Raw genomic sequence first — 23949 nt, forward strand, 5'->3', positions numbered from 1 at the left:
CAATGATATATGTGATATTAGGCGCCGGAGCGGCAGGCATAACAGCCGCAAAGACCATCCGCCAAAATGACAAAGATTCTGCTGTTGTTATGATCTCCACCGATGAATACGTCCATTCCAGATGTATGCTTCACAAATACATAAGCGGCGAGAGAGACGAAAACACCCTGAATTTTGTGCCGGATAACTTTTTTGAGGAACAGAACATTTACTGGATCAAGGGTAAAAAAGCGGAACAGATCGACACCAAGGAGCAGAACGTGATCCTGGACGATGAAAGTAAGATCCATTACGACAAGCTTTTAATCGCCACCGGAGCTGACAGCTTCATTCCCCCTGTGGGAGATTTCAGAACCGCAGGAAATGTATTCGGTTTAAGAAATTTATCAGACGCCCAGGCGATCAAAAAAACAGGAGAGAACGCCGAACACATCTTGGTGATCGGAGCCGGTTTAGTAGGCTTGGATGCCGCCTATGGCTTTCTTGAAAAGAAGCGCCGCGTTACCGTAGTGGAAATGGCAGACCGGATTCTCCCCCTCCAGCTGGATGCATGCGCCGGAAGCGAATACCAGAAGTTATTTGAAAAAGCAGGCTGCCGCTTCCTTTTGGGAAGAAAAGCGGTGAAGACCATTTCGGATGAACACGGCAGAATTACCACCGTGGTTTTAGATGACAATACGGAAATTCCCTGCGATCTCATCATAGTAGCAGCAGGCGTCCGCCCTGCCGTTGCCTGCACCAATGGAAGCGGCATCCCGGCTGAGCGTTCCATAACGGTGGATGAATATATGCAGACCGGAATCCCCAATGTATATGCGGCAGGCGATGTGACAGGTCTTGCGGGCATCTGGCCCAACGCTATGAAACAGGGAACTGTTGCCGGCAGCAATATGTGCGGGATAAAACAGCAGTACCTTGACCGGTATTGTATGAAAAATACGATTAATTTCTTTGGGCTGACTACGTTGTCTCTGGGCAGAGGTGTTGCTGAAGATGGAGATGAAGTGGTGGTTTGGGAAGACAGGAAGTGTTATAAAAGGGCTATTATAAGAGATGGGAAGCTGGATAGTATTTTGCTGCAGGGGGATATCAGTTATTCCGGAATTTACCAGTATCTGATTAAAAATCAGATTGAGCTGGGGGATAAGAAAGAGAGGATTTTTGAGCTGTCGTTTGCGGATTATTATGGGACGCTGCAGGATGGACAGTACGATTATCAGGTGAATTAAAGTAAAGGGTGAAGGCATTTCGGAAAAAGCCTTGAGGTTTTAATGTAAAGGGTGAAGGCATTTCGCGAAATGCCTTCACCCTTAATGTAAATCAACGAAAAAATTCCCTCTTGGCCCCTCGTTCCAACCGTTTCGTCAAATCCATATCTGAGCATCGGCTGTAATACCGGTGCACCTTATAAGAAAATATCATCCTCTGCTGAATCTCCCCATTTTCCAAATCCGCCCGAATCAACTCATGTACCTTAGCCAGCCTGCTTGCCGCCGTATTGCGGTGCATAAATGCACTTTTAGCCGTTTGCACGATATTGCAGTTGTTGAGACAGTAATGGTAAACGAATTCCAACAGATTTGAGTGATATTCCGCATCGTATTTAACCAGTTTCACCGCATCAGGATGCATGAGCAGCACAATATCATCATGACCAAATAAATTATTAAAACTGCTGATGGAAAGATCAATCATAAAATACTCTGCAAAATCCTCAAAATAATAAACTCTGTCCCTGGAATCCGGGTACAGCTTGCGCCCCAGCGCCAGAATCCGCTTCGTCATAATATAATGGGTCCGAAGCAGGGAACGGCGGCTGGTGGCATTGCTGATCGAAGCATATGCGCCGTATCTCTGAAGAAGACTGGTAAATGCACAGGTATCGAATACCGGTCTGGGCTGAAATGCCCGGTTGGGCCTGGAAAGCAGCAAAACGATGGAACCGTCGTAAATGGCGGTATTGCTGTCCGGGAATAATTCTTCCAGCTCCGTCAGCACCTGAAGCGGCCTGTCAGTCAGATCCTCCATATTGGTGAATTCGATAATTATAAAACTGCAAAAGATACCCGATCCGCAGGAGATCATGGAAAAACGCTGGTTGATCTCAAATTCATCGGTAATTTTCCCCTCTACAATCTCTTTTAACAATCGTTTAAATTCTTCCCCCGCCCAGTAAGGAAGCCCGTCGGATGTATTCATCAGGCGGTGAATTGCCTGACGGGTCAATTCCATCACCGTGTAAGCGTCAAATTTCCGATCCTTTTCCGGGGCGGCGAAGATCATGTTGGAGATGGCTGTTCCCTCCTTCATAACCTTATAAACCCAGCAAATGCAGCCGTTTCCCAGTTCTTTTAAAGCCACCCGGGACTGGGCAACGGGATCGATCAGCTGTCTGGCCGTTTCAGAGGACAGCATATCATTTTCAAAAAACGGATCAATAACAGTGATTGGAACCGCCGGATTAACATTGGAAAATACAACCCGGTTAGCCGTATTTAATAGAAAAATGGAAAAGCCCGTAATATCCGCCCCATAGTTTACGATATCCTGAATCGAATGCCCCGGTTCCGACAGTTCCTGAAAACGGATTTTCCAGTTCCGGTATTTCCGGACCATCTCCTCAGCCAAATCATGAAGCAGAAACGGATCTTTGTCCGAACAGATCAGATTGGAACTGCATGCAGAAGCCTGCTCTTTCAAACGGCTGTCACAGCCGGAGCAGAGGAACGTGATGCCGGATGGCCTTTCGGAGGAAGAAAAGAGGGCAGATAATTCCTCTGCCGTTCCAATATAAATGGTATCGGCCGAAAAGCAGTCCGCATTGCGCACAAAGCGGATGGAATCAATAAAAGGGAGCTGCTGAAAGGAAATGCAGCATTGTTCAGGAACGGCTTTTACGCATTCCAACCAATAGGAAATATGAGACAAACTTCGACACCTCTTTTCATATGTACATCTGAATCCTAAATTCAAGTATATCAAGTTTCCCCTCGAATGTCACGTAAAGCGAAGAGAAAGTGCAGGAATGCTGAGCCGGATCGGAAACTTTAGGCATCCCTGCACAAGGATGATTGGACCGCGGTGAAAATGTTGAATAATAAGGCTTGAAATCATACAATTATAGTACGTAATTGAGAAACAACGGCACAAAATATAAGATATCAGAAAGGATAGGAGAAAAATGACCGACAGAATCAAACGTATGTATTCAAAGATCAACAACGGCAAGCTGAAAATCTGCATTGAAAAACCTCTTCTCTATAAGGAATCGGTGGAAAAGCATGAAGGTCTTCCGATGATTCTCCAACGTGCGTATGCTACTGCGGACTATCTGGATCAGAGAACCATCTATATTGATGAGGACGAGCTGATTGCCGGAAATGTGGCTGCAAAGCCTAACGGAATGGAAGGAATGGTATGGGGACCAGCCTGGCCGGATGAAGATTTTGACGAGTTCTTAAAGGACGGACTCGTAGAGATCAGCGAAGAAGACCGGAAACAATGGCGGGAATGCGATGCATTTTGGAAGGACAAAGGCCGTACAATGAATGAGTGGCAGGGCCGTTTTTACGACAGCGACCGCATGTGGTCATTTATCCGTTCCGGCGTTCTCTGTCCGCCATGGAAGGACAGAAAACAGGGAAGAGGCCAGGGCGGAGCCGGTTTTGGCTGGGGTCTGGGCATCGGATATTCTCTGTTCATTCCTGATTATGAAAAGATCATCAACGAAGGAATATCAAAGACCCTGGAAGACGCCAAAGAAGCGTTGGAAGCTGTCCGGTATAATGATAAAGAATCCTTTATACAGGCCGACTATTACCGCGCCGTTATCATCGCCCTTGAGGCCATGGTGAGAATGTATCACCGCTATGGGGACGCATGTGAGAAAAAAGCGGAAGAAACCGCCTCAGAAGAACGGAAAAATGAGCTGCTCCGCATGGCGGATACCTGTCATTGGATTGCAGACCATCCTTCCAGAGATTTCAGGGATGCCATGCAGAACTTCTGGTTCTATTGGATGATGGTTGCCCACGGAACAACGCCCCTCGGCCGTTTTGACCAGTTTATGTACCCCTATTATAAAAAAGATCTGGAAAATGGAACGATGGACCATGACCAGGCCCTTGAACTGATCGAATGCCTGCGAATTAAGATCATGCAGTTCAATTTCGTAAGCGGAGGAAAAGCCCAGCGTTCCAAATGGGCGGGAATGGCCCGCTGGCACAATGCGGTGATCGGCGGATGTGATCCAAAGACCGGAAAAGATGCGACAAATGACATTTCTTATATGGTTTTAGAGGCCGCCCAGGAAATTCAAACGCCACAGTTTACCATCACAATCCGCGTTGGAAAAGATACCCCGGATGAACTGATGAAAAAGGGAATGGAACTGGTCAGAACGGGAATTGGAATGCCGGCATTTATATCGGAAGACAATTACATATCCACAGTCATGCTGGAACCCGGAATGGATATAGAGACGGCCCGTTCCTTCGCCCTGTCCGGCTGTCTGGATTTAAATATCCCCGGCAAATCCAGAATCGGCGCCATCGGCATGTTCATCGTGCCAAAAGTTCTGGATATTACCATGCACAACGGAGTTTTAACGACGACAGGAGAGCAGCTGGGGCCGAAGACAGGCGAAATGAAGGATTTCAAAACGTATGAAGACTTTCTGGATGCATTTAAGGTCCAGCTGGCCTATTTCCAGTCCATGTATAACGAAGAACATAACATCCTCAATTCCCTGACCCGTGAAACCCAGTGCGATGTGGTTCACTCCGCATTTGCCTATGAAGGCATTTCATCAGGACGGGATATTAACGACAGGAAGATGAAATATGAAAACTCCGCTGTTTTAAACCCGGTGGGAATGATCAATGCAGCCAATTCACTTGCCGCTATAAAGAAACTGGTATTTGAAGAAAAAAAATTCACGATGGAAGAACTTTATTCCGCCATCGAAGCCGATTGGGAAGGCTATGAAGAGATTCAGAAAATGTGTGCGGATGCGCCTAAATATGGAAACGGAATCGGATATGTGGATGAGATCGCCGGAGAATTGTATCATTTCTGGGCAGAAAGCGCGCTGAAACTGACCACAATCTACGGAGTTCCGCCAAAAGTTACCGGAATCTCCATCACAGCCCATGCGCCTGGTGGAGCCTACACCTGTGCTACGCCTGACGGACGTCATTCAGGGGAAACGCTGGCCGACGGAACCATGTCACCTGCACAGGGAACGGATCTTAACGGACCGACGGCAGTATTCAGAAGCGCCATGAAGATCAACCAGTCCGAATTCCAGGCAACGCTTTTAAATATGAAGATGCATCCGTCTGCCATGACGACAGAGTCCGATCTGATGAAAATGTCTGCCTTGGTTAAGACCTACCTCTTAAATGGAGGAAAACAGGTTCAGTTTAACGTGGTCTCCAATGAGACACTTAGAAAAGCCCAGGCTAATCCAAAAGATTATAAAGACCTGGTGGTACGTGTGGCAGGATACAGCACCTATTTCACCATATTAACTCCGGCAGTTCAGGAAGAGATTATTAAACGGTCGGAACAGAAACTTTAATATAGAGCGTGAAGGCTTTTCTGAAAATGCCTTCACGCTTGATGTAAAAAATTACTCACATCCACCAAATCTTTTTAACCTCAGCTAGCCAAGCAACAGCCGGAAAGAAGGGGATGCCCAGGCAGGTGGGGAAAGTATTGAGTCAAATGGGATCGTATGGAACCCCTTAGATGTACTTAGATCCGCAAGAACTAAAAGAGACAGGTAGAAACTGAATTCCGAATCAGTTTCTAAGCGCTCTTTGAGCGATACGCCCACTTGAGCAGCAAAGTCATCAAGAGTTTACTGCGAATGGGCGCGCCCTGTCTCTTTTAGTTCTTGCGGGTCTTAGTACATCTTAGGGGCGAATCCCGAATCCCATTTGGCTCAATACTTTCCCCGCCTGCCTGGGCATCCCCTTCTTTCCGGCGTACCCCTCCCCGCTAACTAAAGAAAGATTTTCATCAATTCAAAGGCGTATGGTCATATGCATGTACTCCTCATAATAACGCATAACCAGACAAGACATAATCATACGCTGCTGCGTATATCCGTCCTCCAACGGTATTTCCGCAATTTCATTAATCTTATTCAGCTTATTCAACACAGTATTTCTATGCATATACATGATCTGTGCAGTGCGGTTTAAACTGCAGCCGCAGAGAAGATAAAAGAACAGCACATCCCTTAAATTCGTTTTATGACTGGCGTCATAGCGGCATATTTTGATGATGGAGGGATGGATCAGGTAGATCAAATCATTGTGGTGATGATCCTCCATATACTGTTTGGCGCACAGATCCACGATATAGTACATGCTGTAATCTTCATAGGAAAAGATACGCTCCGGCAGAGTTTCCCTGCGCAGGGACTGACCCAGGCGGATTGTGGCGGATGCGATCAGATACATGGTGCGGATGCGGATTCGGTGGCGGGAGGCATTGCTGATGCCTGCATATGCGTGGTAACGTTCTAAAAGTTTGTCCAGCTTCTCATAGTCGAAATCCATGGACTTTTGAGGACGGCCTTCCTGGGTATGGAGGACAACGATATCATTTTGATATACAGCCATATTGGTGTGGGGGAAGATTTCCTCTAACTGCTGCATGATGTATCCATATGGAGGGTCAGGCAGTTGAACGGAATCAAAATGAATCAGCACAACGCAGCAGAACGCTTTTAACTGGTTCGGCAGAAAACGGATTCTATTCTGGATTTCCACGGCCACTTCCAATTTTTCCTCCACGATATCCTTTATAAATGCAGCGCAGAGGGCGTCCTGATTTAAGGTTGTCTGCTGGTCGTTGAGCAGAAAATTGGTGATCGTGTCCGAAAGGTCGATGAGAAGGTGCTTTAAATCAATCCCCTTTGCCTGTGAATTGGAGGCGAGGAGGACGGTGGCCAGCACATAAGAGTCGTGTTTGATTTCATAAAGATGATAGCGCAAGTCACCCTGAACCATCAGCTTATAAAAGCCGTCCTGTTCCTTTAACGAAAAATGGTCTGACAGTTGGAGAGAGCTTTCAAAGGACAGATAACCGGTTTCCATCAGCTCTTTGCTTAACGGTTCCTCAAAATAAAGAGTCGGGCTTCCGGCAATCATTTTATATCCGGAATTGAGGATGAAAATCTGTGAGCGGATCATTTCAGAAGCCATGGTAAGAATCTGGGGAAGGGACTGGCCGCTGCATAAAGCGCCCTTTAGGGAATCCGTCCAATGGCGGTAGTTTTGTATAATGATATTAATCCGGTTATAGATGTCGATGAGGTCTAATGTGGAAACAATCAGATTGTGGCATCCGCCGGACGGAAGAGCCGTGTGATTTACATCTTCGGCCGACAGGAACATGGTCACGGGAACGGTTGGAGCACATGATTTTAAAAGCTTCAGCCCGTCGGAATAATTTCCCACATAGAGATAGTTATCCAGCAGCTTTTTTTGATTTTTCAGCAAAATAATTCCCTGAACTTCAGTTAAATTCTGAAACCCAATCTGTTTTTCTAATATTGTCTTATCCAATGTCTGAAGAATATATGTAATGTCCAACATGTCAAAACCTCTCTCTCTTAATCCATAAGATACCTATAGTTTACAAAAGAAAGGAAAATTAAGCAAGAAAAAAGAACTCAACCCGATCCTGCAAACTGCCGGAATCTGAACACACGGCAGATGCCGCCTGGGCTATGAGCGTCCACAGAGATATTCCCCTGCTGTCATCATAAGAGAAATGGAATCCGTGCACAAAATTAAAAAAAACGGATGTGCATTGTGCATAGATTATTGTCGATGAATGTGAATTCATTGTTGATGTTTACCCGAAATGATATGATAAATAAAAAATTAACAAGTAATCACGACCCAGAATGGAGGAATTGTATGAATGAACGCGTAAAACGTATGAAAGAAAGCTTAAAGGTCAGCAAGTATCCATTATGTGTGGAATTGTTCCGCCTAGCCAACGAATCATTAGAGCAGACGGCCGGAGAGCCGATGCTGATCCGCAGATCCAAACTGCACGCACATATTTTGGATAACATAACAATTTTTATCGAGGATGACGATCTGCTCTGCGGTTCAGGAGCCAGCAAACCGTTTGGTCTGGAGATGCAGTACGAATATGGAGTATGGACAAAAGATGAGGTGGAATCCTTAAAAAGCGAAATCTATACCATCACCCCGGAAGACGAAGAAGAGCTGTACCGCTTAAATGAACGATTTTCCGGAAACAGTTTAAACAGCAACCTGGTTGAGACCATGGGAAAGAGCCTGGGAGAAAATGAACGGCTCTGGCCGTTTATGAAATCAGGATGTATCCTTCCTCCATGGAAAGATAAATCAGGAGGTTCAGGCGGCGGATTCGCCATGTCCGGATACGGCCTCGGACCTGGTTTTTCCCTGGTAGCCGTAGACTTTTCCCGGATTTTGAAAGATGGGGCAAAGGGCATCATCGAAGAGGCAAAACAGTGCCTGAAAGATTTGAGATATGATTCCGCGGATTCCTTGGAAAAACGCTATTACTGGGAGGGAGTGATCCTGGTATTTGAAGCGTGGGTGCGCTTTGCAAACCGGTATGCGGACCTGGCCGAAAAGATGGCGGCAGAGGAAACGGACGAAAAGAGAAAAGCAGAACTGCTTGAGATGGCGAGGATCTGCCGCAAAGTGCCTTATGAGCCGGCGGAAACCTTCCGTGAAGCGATGCAGGCGTTCTGGTTCAGCTTCCTGATGGTATGCCCGTCCCCGACTTCTACAGGAGGACGTTTTGACCAATTCATGTATCCTTATTATAAAAAGGATATGGACGAGGGAAAAATCAATAAGGAAGAGGTTTTGGAGATTCTGGAAATCATGCGCTGTAAGGTGATGAAGATCAACCGCGTATCAGGAAAAGCCAACCGGGCGAAAAATGCCGGAATGGCAAAATGGTATAACTGGACCATCGGAGGAGTTAAGGCAGACGGAACGGATGCCACCAATGAACTGAGCTATCTGCTTCTGGACGCGGCTTTGGATACCCACCTTCCTCATCACACCTTGACCGTCCGGGTGCACGAAAACAGTCCTACAGAGTTCCTGGTGAAGGCTCTTGAGGTGGTAAAAAGCGGCCTCGGTCTTCCCGCATTTATCGGAGATAACAGCTACATTAAATTCTTTACCAACGGTGGTCTTCCGGTTGAGGCGGCCAGAGATTATTGCGCAACCGGATGCGTGGACGGCAACGTGCAGGCGGTGACCCGTACTCAGGTGGCGGTTTTCTTCATCATTCCACAGGCCATGGACATCTGCCTGCATGACGGATACTGCCGATTTACAAAAGAGATGGTAGGAACGAAGACCGGCGATGTAACAAAGATGGAAACCTTTGAGGAATTTAAAGAAGCTGTGTTTAAACAGGTTGCCTACCTGATGGAAATGGCGAATGAAAGGATCAACGTGGAGCTGATCGCAGAACGCGAGCTGTTCCCTGATGTTTTCCGCTCCGCCCTTATGAAAGACGGAGTAAAAGCCGGAAAGGATATGTTCAACCGGACCTTTGAGTTTGAAAACGGAGCGGTTCTTGGCGCCGTAGGCGGAGTTAATACAGGCAATGCGCTGGCAGCCATTAAAAAATTGATTTACGAAGAGAAAAAATACACCATGGCTCAGCTTTTGGCGGCATTGGATGCCGACTGGGTTGGATATGAAGAGATGCAGAAAGATTTTAAAAATGCTCCTAAATACGGCAATAACGAAGATTATGTGGATTCCCTTGTTGCTGAAGTATATGAAAATCATGCGAAAACCTGTCTGAGCCTTCCATGCGCTTACGGCGGAACTCTTCAGCCGAATGCTATTTCCATATCGGCTCATCAGCCGGGAGGAGCTGTTACAGGAGCGACTGCGGACGGACGAAGAGGCGGAGAGATATTGGCGGACGCATCCCTTTCACCGGATCACGGCCAGGATATTCACGGGCCGTTAGCAGTATTCCAAAGCGCGATGAAAGTAAATCAGGATCTTTATCAGGGAACCCTTATGAACATGAAGTTCCATCCAAGTGCCATGAAAAATGAAGAGGATCTGGAGAAACTGGCAGGCGTAATCAAGACATATCTGACACACGGCGGAAAACACGTTCAGTTCAATATTGTGGATAAAGAAGAGATGGAAGACGCAAAGGTTAACCCGGACGATCACTCGGAGCTCATTGTTCGCGTGGCCGGATACAGCGCTTACTTTACAAGGCTTCCTGAATCCATTCAGAACGAAGTGATTGACCGTATGGGACACAGCTGGTAAGGTGATGTGCCGTTTCTGACGGCGGAATGGAGGTTTACATGGGAATCAGCTATGAACTTGCCAAATTTATAGCGGAAACAGAGTTTGAAGATATTCCTTCTTACGTAATAGAAACCCAGAAAAAATCAATTTTAGATGCGGTTGGAATCACATTTGGGGCGGCAACGTTAGGGGACGGCTGCCGGGAGTTTGTGGATCTGGCCGTGGAAAACAGCTGCGAAGGCAGGCAGGAAGCGGCGGTAATCGGTTTTGATAAACGGCTTCCTGCCGGGTGGGCGGCATTTGCCAATGCGGCGATGGCTCATTCTCTGGACTTTGGCGACACCCAGATGGACGCCGTGGTTCACTCCAACGCATCCACATTTCCTGCCGCATTAGCCGTGGCGGAAAAGCTGGGAGATGTGGACGGAAAGCGGCTTTTGACCGCACTGGTGCTGGGCAGCGAGACCGCCTGCCGGATATCTCTTGGGGCAAATGAAGACCTGGAAAAGTACGGTTACTATATGCCTACAATCTATACGTCGTTTGGAGCCACCGCAGCCGTCTGCAAGCTGCTCAGGCTGACTCCAAAGCAGATTGTGGACGCCTTCAGCTTTAATCTTTGCCAGACTACCTGCAGTTCGGAGCTGATGAATAACTCGAAGACCGTGATGCGGTCGGTTCGGGAAGCATTTTCAGCCAGAAATGCGGTGCTGAGCGGACAGATTGCGGCTAAGGGATTGAACGGATTTGAAGAACCCTTAGAGGGAAAACTTGGATTTTATCATGCGTATGCAAGGGATAACTGTAATCTGGACCGGGTTGTGGAAGGCTTGGGAAAGACCTATTATGCCGGAAACCTGTATTTTAAATTATGGCCCAGCTGTGCGGGAATCCATCCGGCCATCACGGCGGTCAGGGAGCTTTCAAAAGAGCACGGGATTAATCCGGAAGAGGTCACCCGGATTCATGTGATAACATCTCAGCGAAACAAGATGCTGGTGGAACCGGAGGAAATCAGAAAGGCTCCGACCACATCCATTATAGGAAAATTCAGCATTCCATATACGGCGTCTGTAGCCCTTATAAAAGGCGATGTGACCCTGGACGATTTCCTGCCGGATGCATTTCAGGATAAAGAAGTGTTAAAGCTGGCATCAAAGTTTACATATGAAGCCAATGAAAATTGGGGAAAAGCCGAAGGGATGAACACGGATGTGACCATTTACACAGACCGGGGACAATTCCATTACTTCTATACGGAAACCGGAAAAGCCCAAAAAGAGACATCATTTGACGAACTTAAACTAAAACTGAAATCCTGTGCCCGCCATGCGTTGATTCCCAAATCAGAGGAGGAACTGAACCGGATCATCGATACCGTATGCGGCATGGAAGAAATAAGCAGTATAAAAGAATTTACATCGTTATTGTGACATTAGAGACTGCGTCTAAAGGCGCAAAGGGGGATAATTTTTATGGCATTGACAATTTCTTTACTCGCTATTGTAGTTGCGATTATTTTAGGCTGGAAATTTAAAATTAATGCAGGTATCATTGCAATGGGGTTTGCGTTTTTGATTGAAGTGCTGTTGGTGGATGGAGGCAAGGTGTCCACCGTAATCGGTTACTGGCCCACCAGCATCGTGTTTTATCTGCTTGCGATCGCATTATTCTTTAATTATGCAACAGGCAACGGAACTATGGATCTGCTTGCGAAAAACCTGCTTTATGGCTTAAACGGCAATGCAAAACTGATTCCATGGGTGATTTCAATCGTTTGTGCGATCGTTGCATTTTTAGGTGCAGGAGCTTCCACACCTGCAATCATCGGACCTCTGGCGTTCTCAATCGGCTTAAACGCCAGAATACATCCGATTCTGATTGCGATCAGCGTAGCCTGTGCCACCACAATTGGCGGCGATAACCCTATTAACGGTTTCGGAGGCGTGGTTTCCAACGGCCTGATCCAGAAAACCGCTTATATGGAAAGCGCCAATCAGATCAGCTATTATGTTTGGTTTAATTCCTGCTTTAAACAGATTCTCGTTATTGCAGTCTGCTATTTGATTTTTAAAGGATATAAAGCGAAGAGAGTAGAAGTGAGTAAACCGGAAAAGTTTAACGACGTACAGAAAAAACAGCTGTGGCTTCTTCTCATTGCGCTGGCTGCCATGGTAATTCCGGCAATTCTCAACGCATGGATTAAAAACCCATTTATCTCACGCCTTGCAGCATTGACACAGCCTCAGTCTGTTATGGTATTTGCAGCGATTATATCCGTGTTCCTGAAATTAGGCGATGAAAAAGATGTTATCAGAAAGATACCGATGAACACCATCGTTCTGATTGCTGGTATGTATATGCTGTTAAGCGTGGCAAAAGAGTCCGGCATGACAGACGCCATTGCCAATATCATGAGCAACAATATTCCTAAGGCACTGGTTCCGGCCGCATTAGTTGGATTTGCGGCGTTCTTGAGCTTCTTCTCCAGCGGCACAGGAGTTGTATGTCCGCTGTTATATCCGATGGTAGAAGGTCTTGCCACCAATTTGGGACTGAACCCGGTTATGCTGTTCTCCTGTATTTTCGTAGGAGCCATGAGTTCTTCCGTATCTCCGTTCTCCACAGGCGGAGCGATGACCATCGCCGGATGCCCGGACCCGAAGGTAAAAGAACAGCTTTCTAACTGGATGATTCCGGTAGCCGTCATTATACCGATTATGTGTGCGGTTATAGCGTCGATCGGGTTGTTTGGATTTTTCCATATTTAAATGAGTTTTAATCGAAATACTTAAAAGAGGAGTGAAACGGCTGATCCGTTTCACTCCTCTTTTAAGTGTTTTGACGGTTGTGAAGAAGTGTATAGCTATAGGCCCGTTTCACCGGAAACAATTAATTTTCCTCATTCTGTGGTTTTAAAATGTAATAGTACAGATAGGGTGTCAGCATGGTCTGTATGGCATTGTTAAGGTCATAGCTTCCTGAAGAAAGGCACCAGTCAATGATTACGCCGCGGACATAGGTGAACAGCTGTTGGACGATTTTGACAGGTTCCGTTTCGGTGCGGAACAGCCCTTTTTCCTGCGCTTCTTTAATCTTATTCTCCAAACGGATATGGGTGGGGCGGGTGGTTTCGTTTTGGGAGCCGGAACCGCGTTCAGGTGTTACACGCATGAAGATATCCGTACCCAATTGGAGATTCACTTCTGAATAAATCTCAAAGTAAGTCCTGATATATTCTTCTGTTTCTTCCGGGAGTTTTGCTTTTTGTAAAAGTTCTTCGAAAAGCGGTTCTCCTATTTTCTTGGATTCTTCAATTACCGCGTCTTTGGACGGAAAATAATAATAAAATAACCCGGTGGCAACTCCGCAGGCTTCGCAGATCATCTGGATTGTAACTTTCGAATAACCCTTTTCACTGAAAAGCAGAAGAGCAGTGCGCCTCAGGCTTTCACGGGTTACCTCTGATTTGTTGTAAGTGCTTTTTCTTGGCATATTTTCACCTCGGTCGGACATATCTGCCGTCAATTATATAGCCGGTGGGCAAGTTTTGGCTGGCAGTAATCTCCTTCATATAATTTACAATTTCTATAAATTCCGGTTCATCCGGCTCCAAGATTCTGGGATTGGAATTGGAATCAAGGCTGACAGGCTGGAATACAACATCACTGATTTTTTTATCTTCAATCGTACAGCGGCAGAGTATGGTTTTGTAGGAATCATCAGGCATATTCCTGCCGTTGTTTTCCCAGGACGGGTTAAGGGATACCATCTGTTTATGGCTGGCTTTTTCATTCAGATGTTCATCAAAAGCTTGAGGAGGGTCCAGTGCAAAATTGGCCAGGCTGTAGAAAATTACTTTGCCGTGGTAAACCTCTGCTGGTTTTAGAATATGGGTATGATGCCCCAGGATGATATCGGCTCCGGCATCGATGGCGGCATGGGCAATGTCCCTCTGATACTCAGCCAGTACGGCAGGTATGAAATGTATTCCCCAATGAATCGAAAAAACAAGAATATCCACCTGAGAGCGAAGCCCCTCTACATCCGTAATCATGTTTTCCATATCTTCCCGGCAGGGAAATGTATGGATCCGGCACGGTGTACCAGGCTGGTCATGCTCAATCGGTTCATAAACCGTATGAGCCCGCATGGGCGCGCAGCCCGGGCGTTCATCTGTAGCCCAGTAATCTTGGGGAAGGATGGAATTATACCCCAAAAAGCCGAAACGAACTCCGTTAATTTCTAAAATTGCCGGTTTTCTTGCTTCGGCCAGATTGCTTCCTGCTCCTATGGAAACTATTCCGTTATCGCGCAGTACATCCAGAGTTTGATAAAATGCCTCCCGGCCCCAGTCCATGCAGTGATTCGTAGCAAAGGATATTACATCATAACCGGCCTTTCTGATTGCGCGGCCGCTGTCAGGATGGCCGCGCATGGGAAGGCGGCACTGACAGGCCGGGCTGCCGGTATCGGCAAGACAGGGCTCCAGCTGGCCAAATAATAAATCGGCGCCGGATAATTCTCCTCTGACACTGTCGAAAATGGAATCCGGATTGGAACGGTTCATACCTATGTCGCCGGTAGCTAGAAACGTGATTGGTTTTGTATTCATAATAGTCTCCTTTATTATACTGGATGTTGCATAAAATTTCCAGATTACGGGTTGATAATCATCTAAATATAATATTAAAAGATTGATGGCAAGATAACAAGTTGAAAATTGAACAAAATTCAATTTTGAATTTTGTTCAATTTTCATATGGATGGCGGTTATATTTCATGCTATGCTATACACAATGGATGAAAAAAGCAGATTATTGCTTGGAAAAGGAGGACATGTATAAAAAAAGAGAATATGTGGCAGAAGTTACAGTATTGGGTACAGCAAAGGCCTTAAATGGCCGACTATTAAAGAAAGGATGAACACGCAAATATGTTAAAGTATGTTGGAAAAAGAATTTTGTGGATGATTCCGGTTATTTTAGGGGTTTCGCTGGTGATTATGGCGATTATGGAATTCACTCCGGGAGATCCGGCGACAATTATTCTCGGAATAGAAGCGACAGATGAAAGTAAAGCGGCGCTCAAGGAAGAACTGGGATTGGATGATCCCTTTGTTCAAAGATACTGCAGATTTATTTATAACGCGGCGACAAAGTTTGATTTTGGCGAATCCTACACTTCCAGAGATTCGATCAGGAACCAGATTCTGTTCAGAATTCCGTATACCCTTCGGATCTCTGTCATAAGCCTGCTGATTGCCATCTGCATCGGAATTCCGGCGGGGGTGCTGGCGGCGACACATCAGTATTCGGCAAAGGATAACCTTACCATGTTCTTTTCCCTGTTTTTTGTATCCATGCCTAATTTCTGGTTCGCATTGATGATGATTATGCTCTTTGCGCTGAAACTTGGAATTCTGCCTTCGTTAGGAGTGGATCATTGGACCGGATACATCCTTCCATGCGTTTCTGTGGCATTGGGCACGACTGCCAGCCTGGCAAGGCAGACCCGGTCCAGCATGCTGGAAGTCATACGCCAGGATTACATAACAACTGCCCGGGCTAAGGGGCAGAAAGAATCAAAAGTCATTTACGGACACGGGCTGCAGAATGCTTTAATGCCCATTATTACTGTTGTAGTTGCCAGATTCGCCCATGCGCTTGGCGGCTCCATGGTGGTGGAATCCATTTTTTCCATTCCGGGAATGGGAAGTTACCTGATTAACGCCATTAATTCCAGGGATTATGCGGTGGTGCAGGCGGGAGTATTCGTAATTTCCCTATGGTTTGGGCTGTGCATGCTGGCCATGGATTTAGTCTATGCAGCAGCAGACCCAAGAATCCGTTCACAGTACAGAAGCAGCCGATGAGGGAGGAGGGCGTTCATGAATAGTAAAAAATCCAAAAAAGAGAGCAGTTTTTCCGGTGTTATGAAAAGGCTTTGCAGGAATAAACTGGCCATGATCGGCCTGGGTATAATCGTTATTATGGTTCTTGCGGCAGTTCTTGCGGATTTTATCGCGCCATACAGCTATACCCAGCAGGATTTAATGAACACGTTTTGTAAGCCGGGCAAAATCCATCTGTTCGGCACCGATAAGGTGGGCAGAGATATATTGAGCCGCCTGATCTATGGAGCAAGGGAGTCGCTGAAGATCGGTTTCCTGTCCGTTTTAATGGCAGCATTTTTTGGAATTATTATGGGGGCCGTGGCCGGATATTACGGCGGTATGATCGACAATCTGCTGATGCGCCTGCTGGATATCTATCAGTCGATTCCGTCCATCCTTCTGACCATGGTGCTGGCGTCAGCCCTTGGAGCCAGCGGAAGGAATACGATTATTGCGCTGGGAATTACGACAATCCCCATATATGCCAGGATTTTAAGGTCTCAGTTCATGGTATGCAGGGATCAGGAATATGTGGAAGCGGCAGTGGCTACCAATGCCAATGATTTTGAGATTATTTTTAAACATATTCTTCCCAATGCCATTTCTCCTCTGATTGTCCAGATCACCATGAGTCTGGGGCAGTCGATTCTGGCGGCGGCAACTTTAAGCTTTTTGGGACTGGGCGTACAGCCGCCTTCACCGGAATGGGGGGCTATGGTCTCCGACGGAAGAAATTATCTGAGAAACTACCCATATCTGGCCCTGTTTCCCGGCCTCTGCATCATGCTCACAGTATTGTCCTTCAATCTGCTGGGCGACGGGCTCAGGGATGCGCTGGATCCGAAACTGAAAAATTAGGGGGGACTTGATGATGGATAATAATCTTTTGGAAATAAAGAATTTAAGCGTGGTGTATTTCTCAGATGGAAAAAAGGTCCGCGCCGTCAATCATGTGGATTTGGAACTGGTTAAAGGAGAAACCCTTGGTCTGGTAGGGGAAACAGGAGCCGGAAAGACCACTATAGCCAAAGCGGTTCTGGGAATTCTTCCAAATCCCCAGGCTAAGGTGGAAAATGGAGAGATTCTGGTGGACGGGGAAAATCTTTTGAAGCTGTCGGAATCCAAGATGCGGAAGATCCGTGGGAAAAAGATATCCATGATATTCCAGGATCCTATGACCTCCTTAAACCCGGTCCGCACCGTGGGCGCCCAGATTGCGGAAGCCATAGAACTGCATGAAAAGCTGTCAAAAGCCGAGGTGGAAAAACGGGCTGTGGATATGTTGGAACAGGTTGGAATCCCGGCCGAACGGTATGGCGACTATCCCCATCAGTTTTCCGGCGGCATGAAGCAGAGAGTGGTTATCGCAATGGCTCTCGCATGCCATCCGGAGCTCCTTTTGGCGGATGAGCCCACAACCGCCCTGGATGTGACCATTCAGGCTCAAGTGCTGCAGATGATGAACGAACTGAAAGACCATTATGGCACATCGGTGATCATCATCACTCATGATTTGGGCGTGATTGCCGAAATGGCACAGAAGGTGGGGGTAGTTTATGCGGGAGAAATCATAGAGTATGGAACGGCTGAAGCGGTATTCAATCATCCGGGACATCCGTATACGGAAGGGCTGTTCGGTTCCATCATTGACCTGGATAAAGACGTGGAACGGTTAAGCCCCATACAAGGGCTGATGCCGGATCCGACCAACCTTCCGGTTGGCTGTAAATTCCATACCAGGTGCCCCTATTGTATGGAAGAATGTAAAGTTCAGAATCCTGAAGGCATTGAAGTGGAAACGGGTCATATGGTGAAATGCCTGAGAGCAAAGGAGGCCGGATGATGTTGGGAAATGAAACAATACTGGAAGTCCAGAATTTGAAAAAATATTTTAAGACGAAAAAAGGGGACCTGCATGCGGTAGACGATGTCAGTTTTAAAATCAGAAAAGGGACCACTCTTGGTGTGGTAGGGGAATCAGGCTGTGGAAAATCCACTTTGGGCAGAACAATTCTGCATCTGCATGAGAGCACCGGAGGACGGATTTTCTTTCAGGGGGAAGATGTTACTAAGGTGGAGAAGGAGCGGCTGAAAAAGCTGAGGGAAGATATGCAGATCATTTTCCAGGATCCCTACTCTTCATTGAATCCCAGAATGTCGGTGAGCGAGATCATCAGGGAGCCTCTGAAAAGAAAAGGCGGCCTGACAAAGGATGAGTTGAATCGGGAAGTGGAGAGACTGATGGACATCGTAGGGCTTGCCCAGCGGTTTGCCAATTCTTATCCGCATGAACTGGATGGAGGAAGGCGGCAGAGGATCGGTATAGCCCGGGCCCTTTCGCTGAATCCCCAGTTTATTGTATGTGATGAACCGGTTTCAGCGCTGGATGTTTCCATTCAGGCCCAGATTTTGAACCTGATGAAGGATCTTCAGGCCCAGATCGGCCTGACTTATATCTTTATCACCCATGACCTTTCCGTGGTTAAGCATATGTCGGATGATATCTGTGTTATGTATTTGGGGCAGATGGTGGAAAAAGCGCCGGCAAAGGAGCTGTTTTATCATCCGAAACATCCCTATACAAAGGCGTTGCTTTCGGCGATTCCTGTTCCGAAAGTAAATGCAAAACGAAAGAGAATTATCTTAAAAGGAGAGATTACATCTCCTATAAATCCCAAGCCTGGCTGCCGGTTTGCGGCCAGATGTGACTATGCGGACAAAGCCTGTGAAGAGACGCAGCAATTGGAAGAAATCGGGCAGGACCATTATGTGTCATGCTGCAGATATAGGGAAATCAAGGAATGAAGCCGATGTAACGGCGAAAGGAGAGAACAGTATGAAAAAAGGTAGAAAATTAGCAGCGCTTTTATTGACATTGACCATGGCCGTATCGGCTTCGGCCTGTTCGTCAGGAGGGGCGAAAGATCCTTCCCAAGGCGGAGGACAGGCTTCGGCACAACAGGGGGCGGAAGCTAAATCAGAGGGCAGCAAACAGACAAAGGATTCGGTGGTGTTCGCATATCCTAATGATCCTGAAACCTTCTGCCCTTTAAAAAGTCCTAAAACAGGATACGGCGATATCTCTTATCAGGTATATGATGCGCTGTTTGACTATGATATAGAAGGCAATTTTAAACCAGGTGTCTGCAAAGAGATCGAAAAAGTGGACGGAACTCATTATAAGCTGCACCTGCGGGATGATGTGACATTTTCCGATGGTCATAAACTTACGGCAGAGGATGTGGTTTATTCTCTGGCCACCGCTTATGATGACACCAGCAGCAGAACCTGGGTGAAATACATCGATACGGAGAACTCCAAAGCTCTGGATGAGACTACAGTGGAGCTGGTGCTTCAGCAGGAATACGCTTTTGCTATTGTCACATTGAAAAATGTTAATTTATTCTATCAGGAAGCTTTTGAGGCAAGCCCGGATCAGATGGCAACCCAGCCCATTGGAAGCGGACCATATGTTCTGAAAGAATATGTCAAAGGCGCATATGCTGTTTTTGAGGGCAGAGATGATTATTGGGGAGGAGCTCCGGCTATTAAAAATTTTAAAATTGTCTTCATAAAGGAAGCTTCCCAAAGGACCACATCCCTGCAGACCGGAGAGGTGGACTGCGCTTATAATGTGCTGACCTCTGATTATGATTCTCTGTTGGCAGGTAATTTTGCAGGTATGGAGATATTCACCGATAAAATCAACGCCGTCCAGTTTAACTGTTCCGAATATTCCATCTGCAATGACGCCAGGGTCCGGCAGGCAATCGCCTATGCGGCAGATGCGCCTGGAATTACAGCGGCAGCTTATGGAGGATTCGGAGAGGTGTGCACCACCTGCTGTTCTCTTAAATCGGGAAATATGGCGGATAATTATATGCCGGAAGACTATTACAGCTACGATCCTGATAAGGCAAAGGCCCTTTTGCAGGAAGCCGGAATCGCTCAGGGAACAACGGTGACGATTAATGTAAAGAGCGGGGATGCAGCCCAGACCACGGCGGCTGAGATTTTACAGCAGTCCCTGCAGGATATTGGTTTAAATGCAAGCCTTAAACAGGTGGAAGCGGCTGTTTTCGACGATACCTTAAAAGATCATCAAAGCGGCTGGGACATGTGTATGAACACTATGAACACGGCGGGCAGCAGAAGCTCTTTGGATTTAATCAATCTTTACTGCTTCACAATTCCTAATCTGGCTTATGTGCATGAAGAGGGGGCGGCGAAATCCGCACAAGCCGTCAACAGTACGGATGAGAACCTGATCCATGATAATACCATGTATCTGACCGAACTGATCTGTCAGGACGTTCCGTATTATGCACTGTCATCCACCTGTGTATTGGTAGCATATAATTCCGGGCTCAATGATATTCAGATTTCTAAGAGTTCCACAATCAGGGGCGACGCATTTTCATGGAAATAAGGAGGGAACAGATGATATTAGATAATGAAAGTTTAAGATACAGCACACCGGAAGAGCAGGGGATATCTTCAGAATCACTGCTGGACTTTTTTGAAACAGTCCGGAACAATAATAAAGATAATGCGGTAGATCTTCACAGTTTTCAGGTGATCCGTCATGACCACATCATTGCGGAAGGAGCTGGAAAGCCGTTTTCCCTTAACAACTTTCACAGAATCTATTCTTCCGCCAAAGGAATTATCGCATTAGGGGTAATGCTTGCAGTTCAGGAAGGAAAGGTGGATATCAATGAAAAAGTGGCTGATATTTTCAGTGATAATCTGCCGGATAATCTGAGCGAAAAGATAAAGAAGGTAACTGTATACCATTTGCTGACCATGAGCTGCGGGCAGGATGTGGATTCCTGCGTGGATATGTTTAAAAGCGATAATTGGATTAAAACGTTCCTGTCCATCGATCCCGTTTATGAACCAGGCAGCCGTTTCTTCTATAACAATGGGATTCCTCATGTGCTAGCCGCCATTGTGGAGAAAAAGACAGGAGAAGATATTATTTCCTATATGGAACCCCGCCTTTTAGCTCCCATCGGAGCGAAAGTGCTGTGCAGATATAATAAGCAGAAGGAGAGGGAACCGTCTACCGTCTGTGTGAGACAGACTGATTTAACTAAATTCGGATATCTTCTGCTGAAACGTGGAAAATGGAATGGAAAACAGCTGATCAGCCCTGAGATTTGTGACGAATACGGGAAATTCCACATTTCTACTGCAAGCCATCCCAAGATATTCCGTAATTTTGGATATGGATATCAGGTTTGGAAAATGCCATGCGAAGGATTTATACTGGCCGGAGGAAACGACAATCATTCCTGTGTTTTCACAGAAGCGGATATGGTGTTTTCCTGTATGGCAAATAACAAGATTAAGGGCGATTTCAGCATACAGAAAACATTTTATGATCTTGTATATTTAAAGATGAGCGGCCGGCCGCTTCCGCCTAACCCGCAGGCATATGAACGGCTTCAGAACTGTTTGACACAGTGGAATCTTGCGCCTCATGGAAGTGATGAAAGCGGTCTGGAAGAACGGATAGCGGGCAAAACATTCACGTTTGAAGCCAATTCCTTTGGCTGCGAATCGGTCTGCTTTTTAGTTGACAAGGCGAAACAGGAACTGGAAATCTGCACAACGGAACACGGAGCCGTCCACCGCCTGAGATGCGGCATGGCGGGAACGTGGCCGGTAACCAAAGATTATATCGTGATACCTCCCAATTTAACACATGGAAATTTTATTGACGGAGAAGAACCGTCGGAAAATATGGCGAGCGGGGCATGGACAGACCGGAACAGGCTTTTGGTGTACGGCCGGAGTTTGGGGCGGGTCGCTTCAGACCAGTTTGATTTTAGATTTGATAAAAACAGGCTGCATTTGTACATAAAGACCCCGGCTCTTGCGGTTCCGGGATGTGCGGTGGATAAAAAGAAAGGCGAGTTTTATTTAACCGCCGTATTGGATGAGCAGTGCTGACAATTAAAGGAGGAGCTATGAAAAACATAACGGAAGTAAGAATCCATAAAAATATTGAAATTCCCATGCGGGATGGAACCATTCTCAGGGCGGACCATATAAAGCCGGTCTGTGATGAACCGCTGCCGGTTTTGATCGTGAGAACCCCTTATTTAAAAGAAAGCTTTTATACAAAAGAGGTATATGCGGTAAATGAGACGGCTTTTCGCGGATACCATATTCTCCTATGCGATGTGCGGGGCGGCGGACAGTCGGATGGGGAGTTCGCTCCCTTTGCCAATGAACGGAACGATGGTTATGATACGATCGAATGGGCGGCGACCCAGGAGTGGTGCAGCGGAAAAGTTGGAACATTCGGTTATTCCTATAATGGAGGCCAGCAGATACTGGCCGCTTCCACCAATCCGCCGTCTTTAGCCGCTGCCGCTCCGGGAGGGGCCAGCGGGCGGTTTCTGCCTACATTGATGTATGGCGTGCTTTCTCACCGGACCAGTCTGTTCTGGTATATGAAACAGCTTAGAAATGCGATTATCAGCGGAAAATGCGGTTTTGCCCCCCAACAGCAGAAAGAAAAACTGGCGGAAATTGAGCACATCATGCAGTTCGAAAATGAGAAAGAGTGTTATGTGCTTCCATTTTTGGACGCGGATATTCTCAAATTTGAAGGCGTGCCGATCCGTAAATTTTTTAATGAATGGGTGGATAACTGCAATAACAGAGATTATTGGGAAAAGATGGGACAGCCTCTTGGGATCGAAAAGGTCACTGTTCCGTGTTTCTTCTATACGGGCTGGTTTGACTATATGTGTACCGGAGTTGCGGAGAATTTTGAACTGCTGAGCCACAAAACCGATGATCCGGAATTAGCCGGCAGTCACAGACTGGTGCTGGGCCCATGGATTCACACCACGGAATACGGAGTCAGCACAGGTTCCAATTCGGGAATAAAATACGGAGAAGTGAGATTTCCGCCCAATTCCGGCTATACGAAAGAAATGTACCGCAGTTTCATGCAGTTTTATGACCGGCATCTGAAAGGAAATAAGGAATCCGGTAAGGAAGCTCCGGTCAGGATTTATGTGATGGGTGATAATGTATGGAGAGAGGAACAGGAGTGGCCTCTTGGCCGGACCCGGTATACAGAACTCTATCTGGACAGTCAGGGGGATGCCAGATCGCTTAATGGGAACGGAATTCTCAGCTTTAAAAAACCGTACATGAGTCCGGCGGATGAATACGATTATGATCCGTTAAATCCCTGTGACAATACGGACAGTGACCTGCATAAAGGAATGATTGTGGACAGGAGAGAGAAAGAACAGCGGGAAGATATGCTGATATATACCACGGAACCGCTGGAAAAAGAAATCGAAATTACCGGTTATCTTCAAGCCAGATTGTTCGTGAAATCCTCTGCCGTGGACACGGATTTCTTCATCCGTCTGGTGGATGTGCTGCCGGACGGCAGGGCTCACGCCTATTTATCAGGAGTATTTCGAATGCGTTACCGGAACGGATTTTACGAACCCCATTATATGACACCGGGTGAAATATACGCCGTCGATTTTAAAATCGGAGCCCTCAGTCTGGTATTCAAAGAGGGGCACAGAATTCGTATAGAGATCACAAGCAGCGATTTCCCGGAGTATGACAGAAATCTAAATACGGCCGAACCGATGGGATATGGAAAAGAAGCAGTAACGGCCCGACAGACAATCTTACACAGTGAGCAATATCCATCCCACATCCTTCTGCCTGTGATCCCAAGATAGGAAG

16 protein-coding genes are annotated in these 23949 nt (G+C 46.6%); 12 read left to right on the top strand and 4 right to left on the bottom strand.

Features of this window, described 5'->3' with window-relative positions; translation table 11 throughout:
- Positions 1–2: 2 nt before the first annotated feature.
- Positions 3–1229 (top strand): FAD-dependent oxidoreductase, encoded by a 1227-nt coding sequence (locus C0033_RS18030; protein ID WP_103229295.1) that lies wholly within the window; start codon positions 3–5, stop codon positions 1227–1229.
- A gap of 91 nt (positions 1230–1320) precedes the next feature.
- On the opposite strand, the gene C0033_RS18035 is transcribed toward C0033_RS18030, so the two are convergent.
- Complete coding sequence (locus tag C0033_RS18035; protein ID WP_180994800.1) at positions 1321–2907, bottom strand: helix-turn-helix domain-containing protein; 1587 nt, start codon at positions 2905–2907, stop codon at positions 1321–1323.
- Between the two features lie 274 nt (positions 2908–3181).
- Between C0033_RS18035 and C0033_RS18040 the strand changes: the two genes are divergently transcribed.
- Positions 3182–5581, top strand: a complete 2400-nt coding sequence (locus tag C0033_RS18040) for a pyruvate formate lyase family protein (protein ID WP_103229297.1) — start codon at positions 3182–3184, stop codon at positions 5579–5581.
- Between the two features lie 448 nt (positions 5582–6029).
- Here C0033_RS18040 and C0033_RS18045 read toward each other — a convergent pair whose 3' ends face one another.
- Positions 6030–7610 (bottom strand): helix-turn-helix domain-containing protein, encoded by a 1581-nt coding sequence (locus C0033_RS18045; protein WP_103229298.1) that lies wholly within the window; start codon positions 7608–7610, stop codon positions 6030–6032.
- A gap of 327 nt (positions 7611–7937) precedes the next feature.
- On the opposite strand from C0033_RS18045, the gene C0033_RS18050 reads away from it, so the two are divergent.
- Genes C0033_RS18050 through C0033_RS18060 form a run of 3 tightly spaced genes read left to right on the top strand, consistent with a single transcriptional unit; the run spans position 7938 to position 13090 of the window.
- Complete coding sequence (locus tag C0033_RS18050) at positions 7938–10337, top strand: pyruvate formate lyase family protein (protein ID WP_180994802.1); 2400 nt, start codon at positions 7938–7940, stop codon at positions 10335–10337.
- Positions 10338–10375: 38 nt separating this feature from the next.
- Positions 10376–11752: an MmgE/PrpD family protein gene (locus C0033_RS18055; RefSeq protein ID WP_180994803.1), complete on the top strand. Its 1377-nt coding sequence runs from the start codon at positions 10376–10378 to the stop codon at positions 11750–11752.
- Positions 11753–11794: 42 nt separating this feature from the next.
- Positions 11795–13090, top strand: a complete 1296-nt coding sequence (locus tag C0033_RS18060) for an SLC13 family permease (protein ID WP_103229301.1) — start codon at positions 11795–11797, stop codon at positions 13088–13090.
- 121 nt (positions 13091–13211) lie between these two features.
- Here the strand turns inward: C0033_RS18060 and C0033_RS18065 are convergent, their stop codons facing one another.
- On the bottom strand, positions 13212–13814 hold the full coding sequence (locus C0033_RS18065; protein WP_180994804.1) for a TetR/AcrR family transcriptional regulator: 603 nt from the start codon (positions 13812–13814) through the stop codon (positions 13212–13214).
- Positions 13815–13818: 4 nt separating this feature from the next.
- Positions 13819–14934, bottom strand: a complete 1116-nt coding sequence (locus tag C0033_RS18070) for a CapA family protein (protein WP_103229303.1) — start codon at positions 14932–14934, stop codon at positions 13819–13821.
- A 321-nt stretch (positions 14935–15255) separates the two neighbouring features.
- On the opposite strand from C0033_RS18070, the gene C0033_RS18075 reads away from it, so the two are divergent.
- The 7 genes from C0033_RS18075 to C0033_RS18105 are packed head-to-tail and all read left to right on the top strand — an operon-like array spanning position 15256 to position 23945.
- The gene (locus C0033_RS18075; protein ID WP_103229304.1) at positions 15256–16194 is read left to right on the top strand and encodes an ABC transporter permease; all 939 of its coding nucleotides are present in this window, start codon (positions 15256–15258) and stop codon (positions 16192–16194) included.
- Between the two features lie 15 nt (positions 16195–16209).
- Positions 16210–17073, top strand: coding sequence for an ABC transporter permease (locus tag C0033_RS18080; RefSeq protein ID WP_103229305.1), 864 nt, complete (start codon positions 16210–16212; stop codon positions 17071–17073).
- A 10-nt stretch (positions 17074–17083) separates the two neighbouring features.
- The gene (locus C0033_RS18085) at positions 17084–18058 is read left to right on the top strand and encodes an ABC transporter ATP-binding protein (protein ID WP_347501184.1); all 975 of its coding nucleotides are present in this window, start codon (positions 17084–17086) and stop codon (positions 18056–18058) included.
- Positions 18058–19020, top strand: coding sequence for an oligopeptide/dipeptide ABC transporter ATP-binding protein (locus C0033_RS18090; protein WP_242984542.1), 963 nt, complete (start codon positions 18058–18060; stop codon positions 19018–19020). The genes C0033_RS18085 and C0033_RS18090 overlap by 1 nt, the downstream gene beginning before the upstream one ends.
- 31 nt (positions 19021–19051) lie before the next feature.
- Positions 19052–20644: an ABC transporter substrate-binding protein gene (locus C0033_RS18095; RefSeq protein ID WP_180994805.1), complete on the top strand. Its 1593-nt coding sequence runs from the start codon at positions 19052–19054 to the stop codon at positions 20642–20644.
- 11 nt (positions 20645–20655) lie between these two features.
- A complete protein-coding gene (locus C0033_RS18100) occupies positions 20656–22173 on the top strand; it encodes a serine hydrolase (RefSeq protein ID WP_180994806.1) in 1518 nt (505 codons plus the stop codon).
- 17 nt (positions 22174–22190) lie between these two features.
- Positions 22191–23945 (top strand): CocE/NonD family hydrolase, encoded by a 1755-nt coding sequence (locus C0033_RS18105; protein WP_103229309.1) that lies wholly within the window; start codon positions 22191–22193, stop codon positions 23943–23945.
- Positions 23946–23949: the final 4 nt, after the last annotated feature.

The organism is Clostridium sp. chh4-2, from assembly GCF_002899675.1.
Taxonomy (GTDB): Bacteria; Bacillota; Clostridia; order Lachnospirales; family Lachnospiraceae; genus CHH4-2.

What these genes read in the sequence shown, in the direction of transcription:
- C0033_RS18030 (WP_103229295.1), top strand. Translation starts at nt 3, where the DNA reads ATGATATATGTGATATTAGGCGCCGGAGCGGCAGGCATAACAGCCGCA.
- C0033_RS18040 (WP_103229297.1), top strand. Translation starts at nt 3,182, where the DNA reads ATGACCGACAGAATCAAACGTATGTATTCAAAGATCAACAACGGCAAG.
- C0033_RS18045 (WP_103229298.1), bottom strand. Translation starts at nt 7,610, where the DNA reads ATGTTGGACATTACATATATTCTTCAGACATTGGATAAGACAATATTA.
- C0033_RS18050 (WP_180994802.1), top strand. Translation starts at nt 7,938, where the DNA reads ATGAATGAACGCGTAAAACGTATGAAAGAAAGCTTAAAGGTCAGCAAG.
- C0033_RS18055 (WP_180994803.1), top strand. Translation starts at nt 10,376, where the DNA reads ATGGGAATCAGCTATGAACTTGCCAAATTTATAGCGGAAACAGAGTTT.
- C0033_RS18060 (WP_103229301.1), top strand. Translation starts at nt 11,795, where the DNA reads ATGGCATTGACAATTTCTTTACTCGCTATTGTAGTTGCGATTATTTTA.
- C0033_RS18065 (WP_180994804.1), bottom strand. Translation starts at nt 13,814, where the DNA reads ATGCCAAGAAAAAGCACTTACAACAAATCAGAGGTAACCCGTGAAAGC.
- C0033_RS18070 (WP_103229303.1), bottom strand. Translation starts at nt 14,934, where the DNA reads ATGAATACAAAACCAATCACGTTTCTAGCTACCGGCGACATAGGTATG.
- C0033_RS18075 (WP_103229304.1), top strand. Translation starts at nt 15,256, where the DNA reads ATGTTAAAGTATGTTGGAAAAAGAATTTTGTGGATGATTCCGGTTATT.
- C0033_RS18080 (WP_103229305.1), top strand. Translation starts at nt 16,210, where the DNA reads ATGAATAGTAAAAAATCCAAAAAAGAGAGCAGTTTTTCCGGTGTTATG.
- C0033_RS18085 (WP_347501184.1), top strand. Translation starts at nt 17,084, where the DNA reads ATGATGGATAATAATCTTTTGGAAATAAAGAATTTAAGCGTGGTGTAT.
- C0033_RS18090 (WP_242984542.1), top strand. Translation starts at nt 18,058, where the DNA reads ATGTTGGGAAATGAAACAATACTGGAAGTCCAGAATTTGAAAAAATAT.
- C0033_RS18095 (WP_180994805.1), top strand. Translation starts at nt 19,052, where the DNA reads ATGAAAAAAGGTAGAAAATTAGCAGCGCTTTTATTGACATTGACCATG.
- C0033_RS18100 (WP_180994806.1), top strand. Translation starts at nt 20,656, where the DNA reads ATGATATTAGATAATGAAAGTTTAAGATACAGCACACCGGAAGAGCAG.
- C0033_RS18105 (WP_103229309.1), top strand. Translation starts at nt 22,191, where the DNA reads ATGAAAAACATAACGGAAGTAAGAATCCATAAAAATATTGAAATTCCC.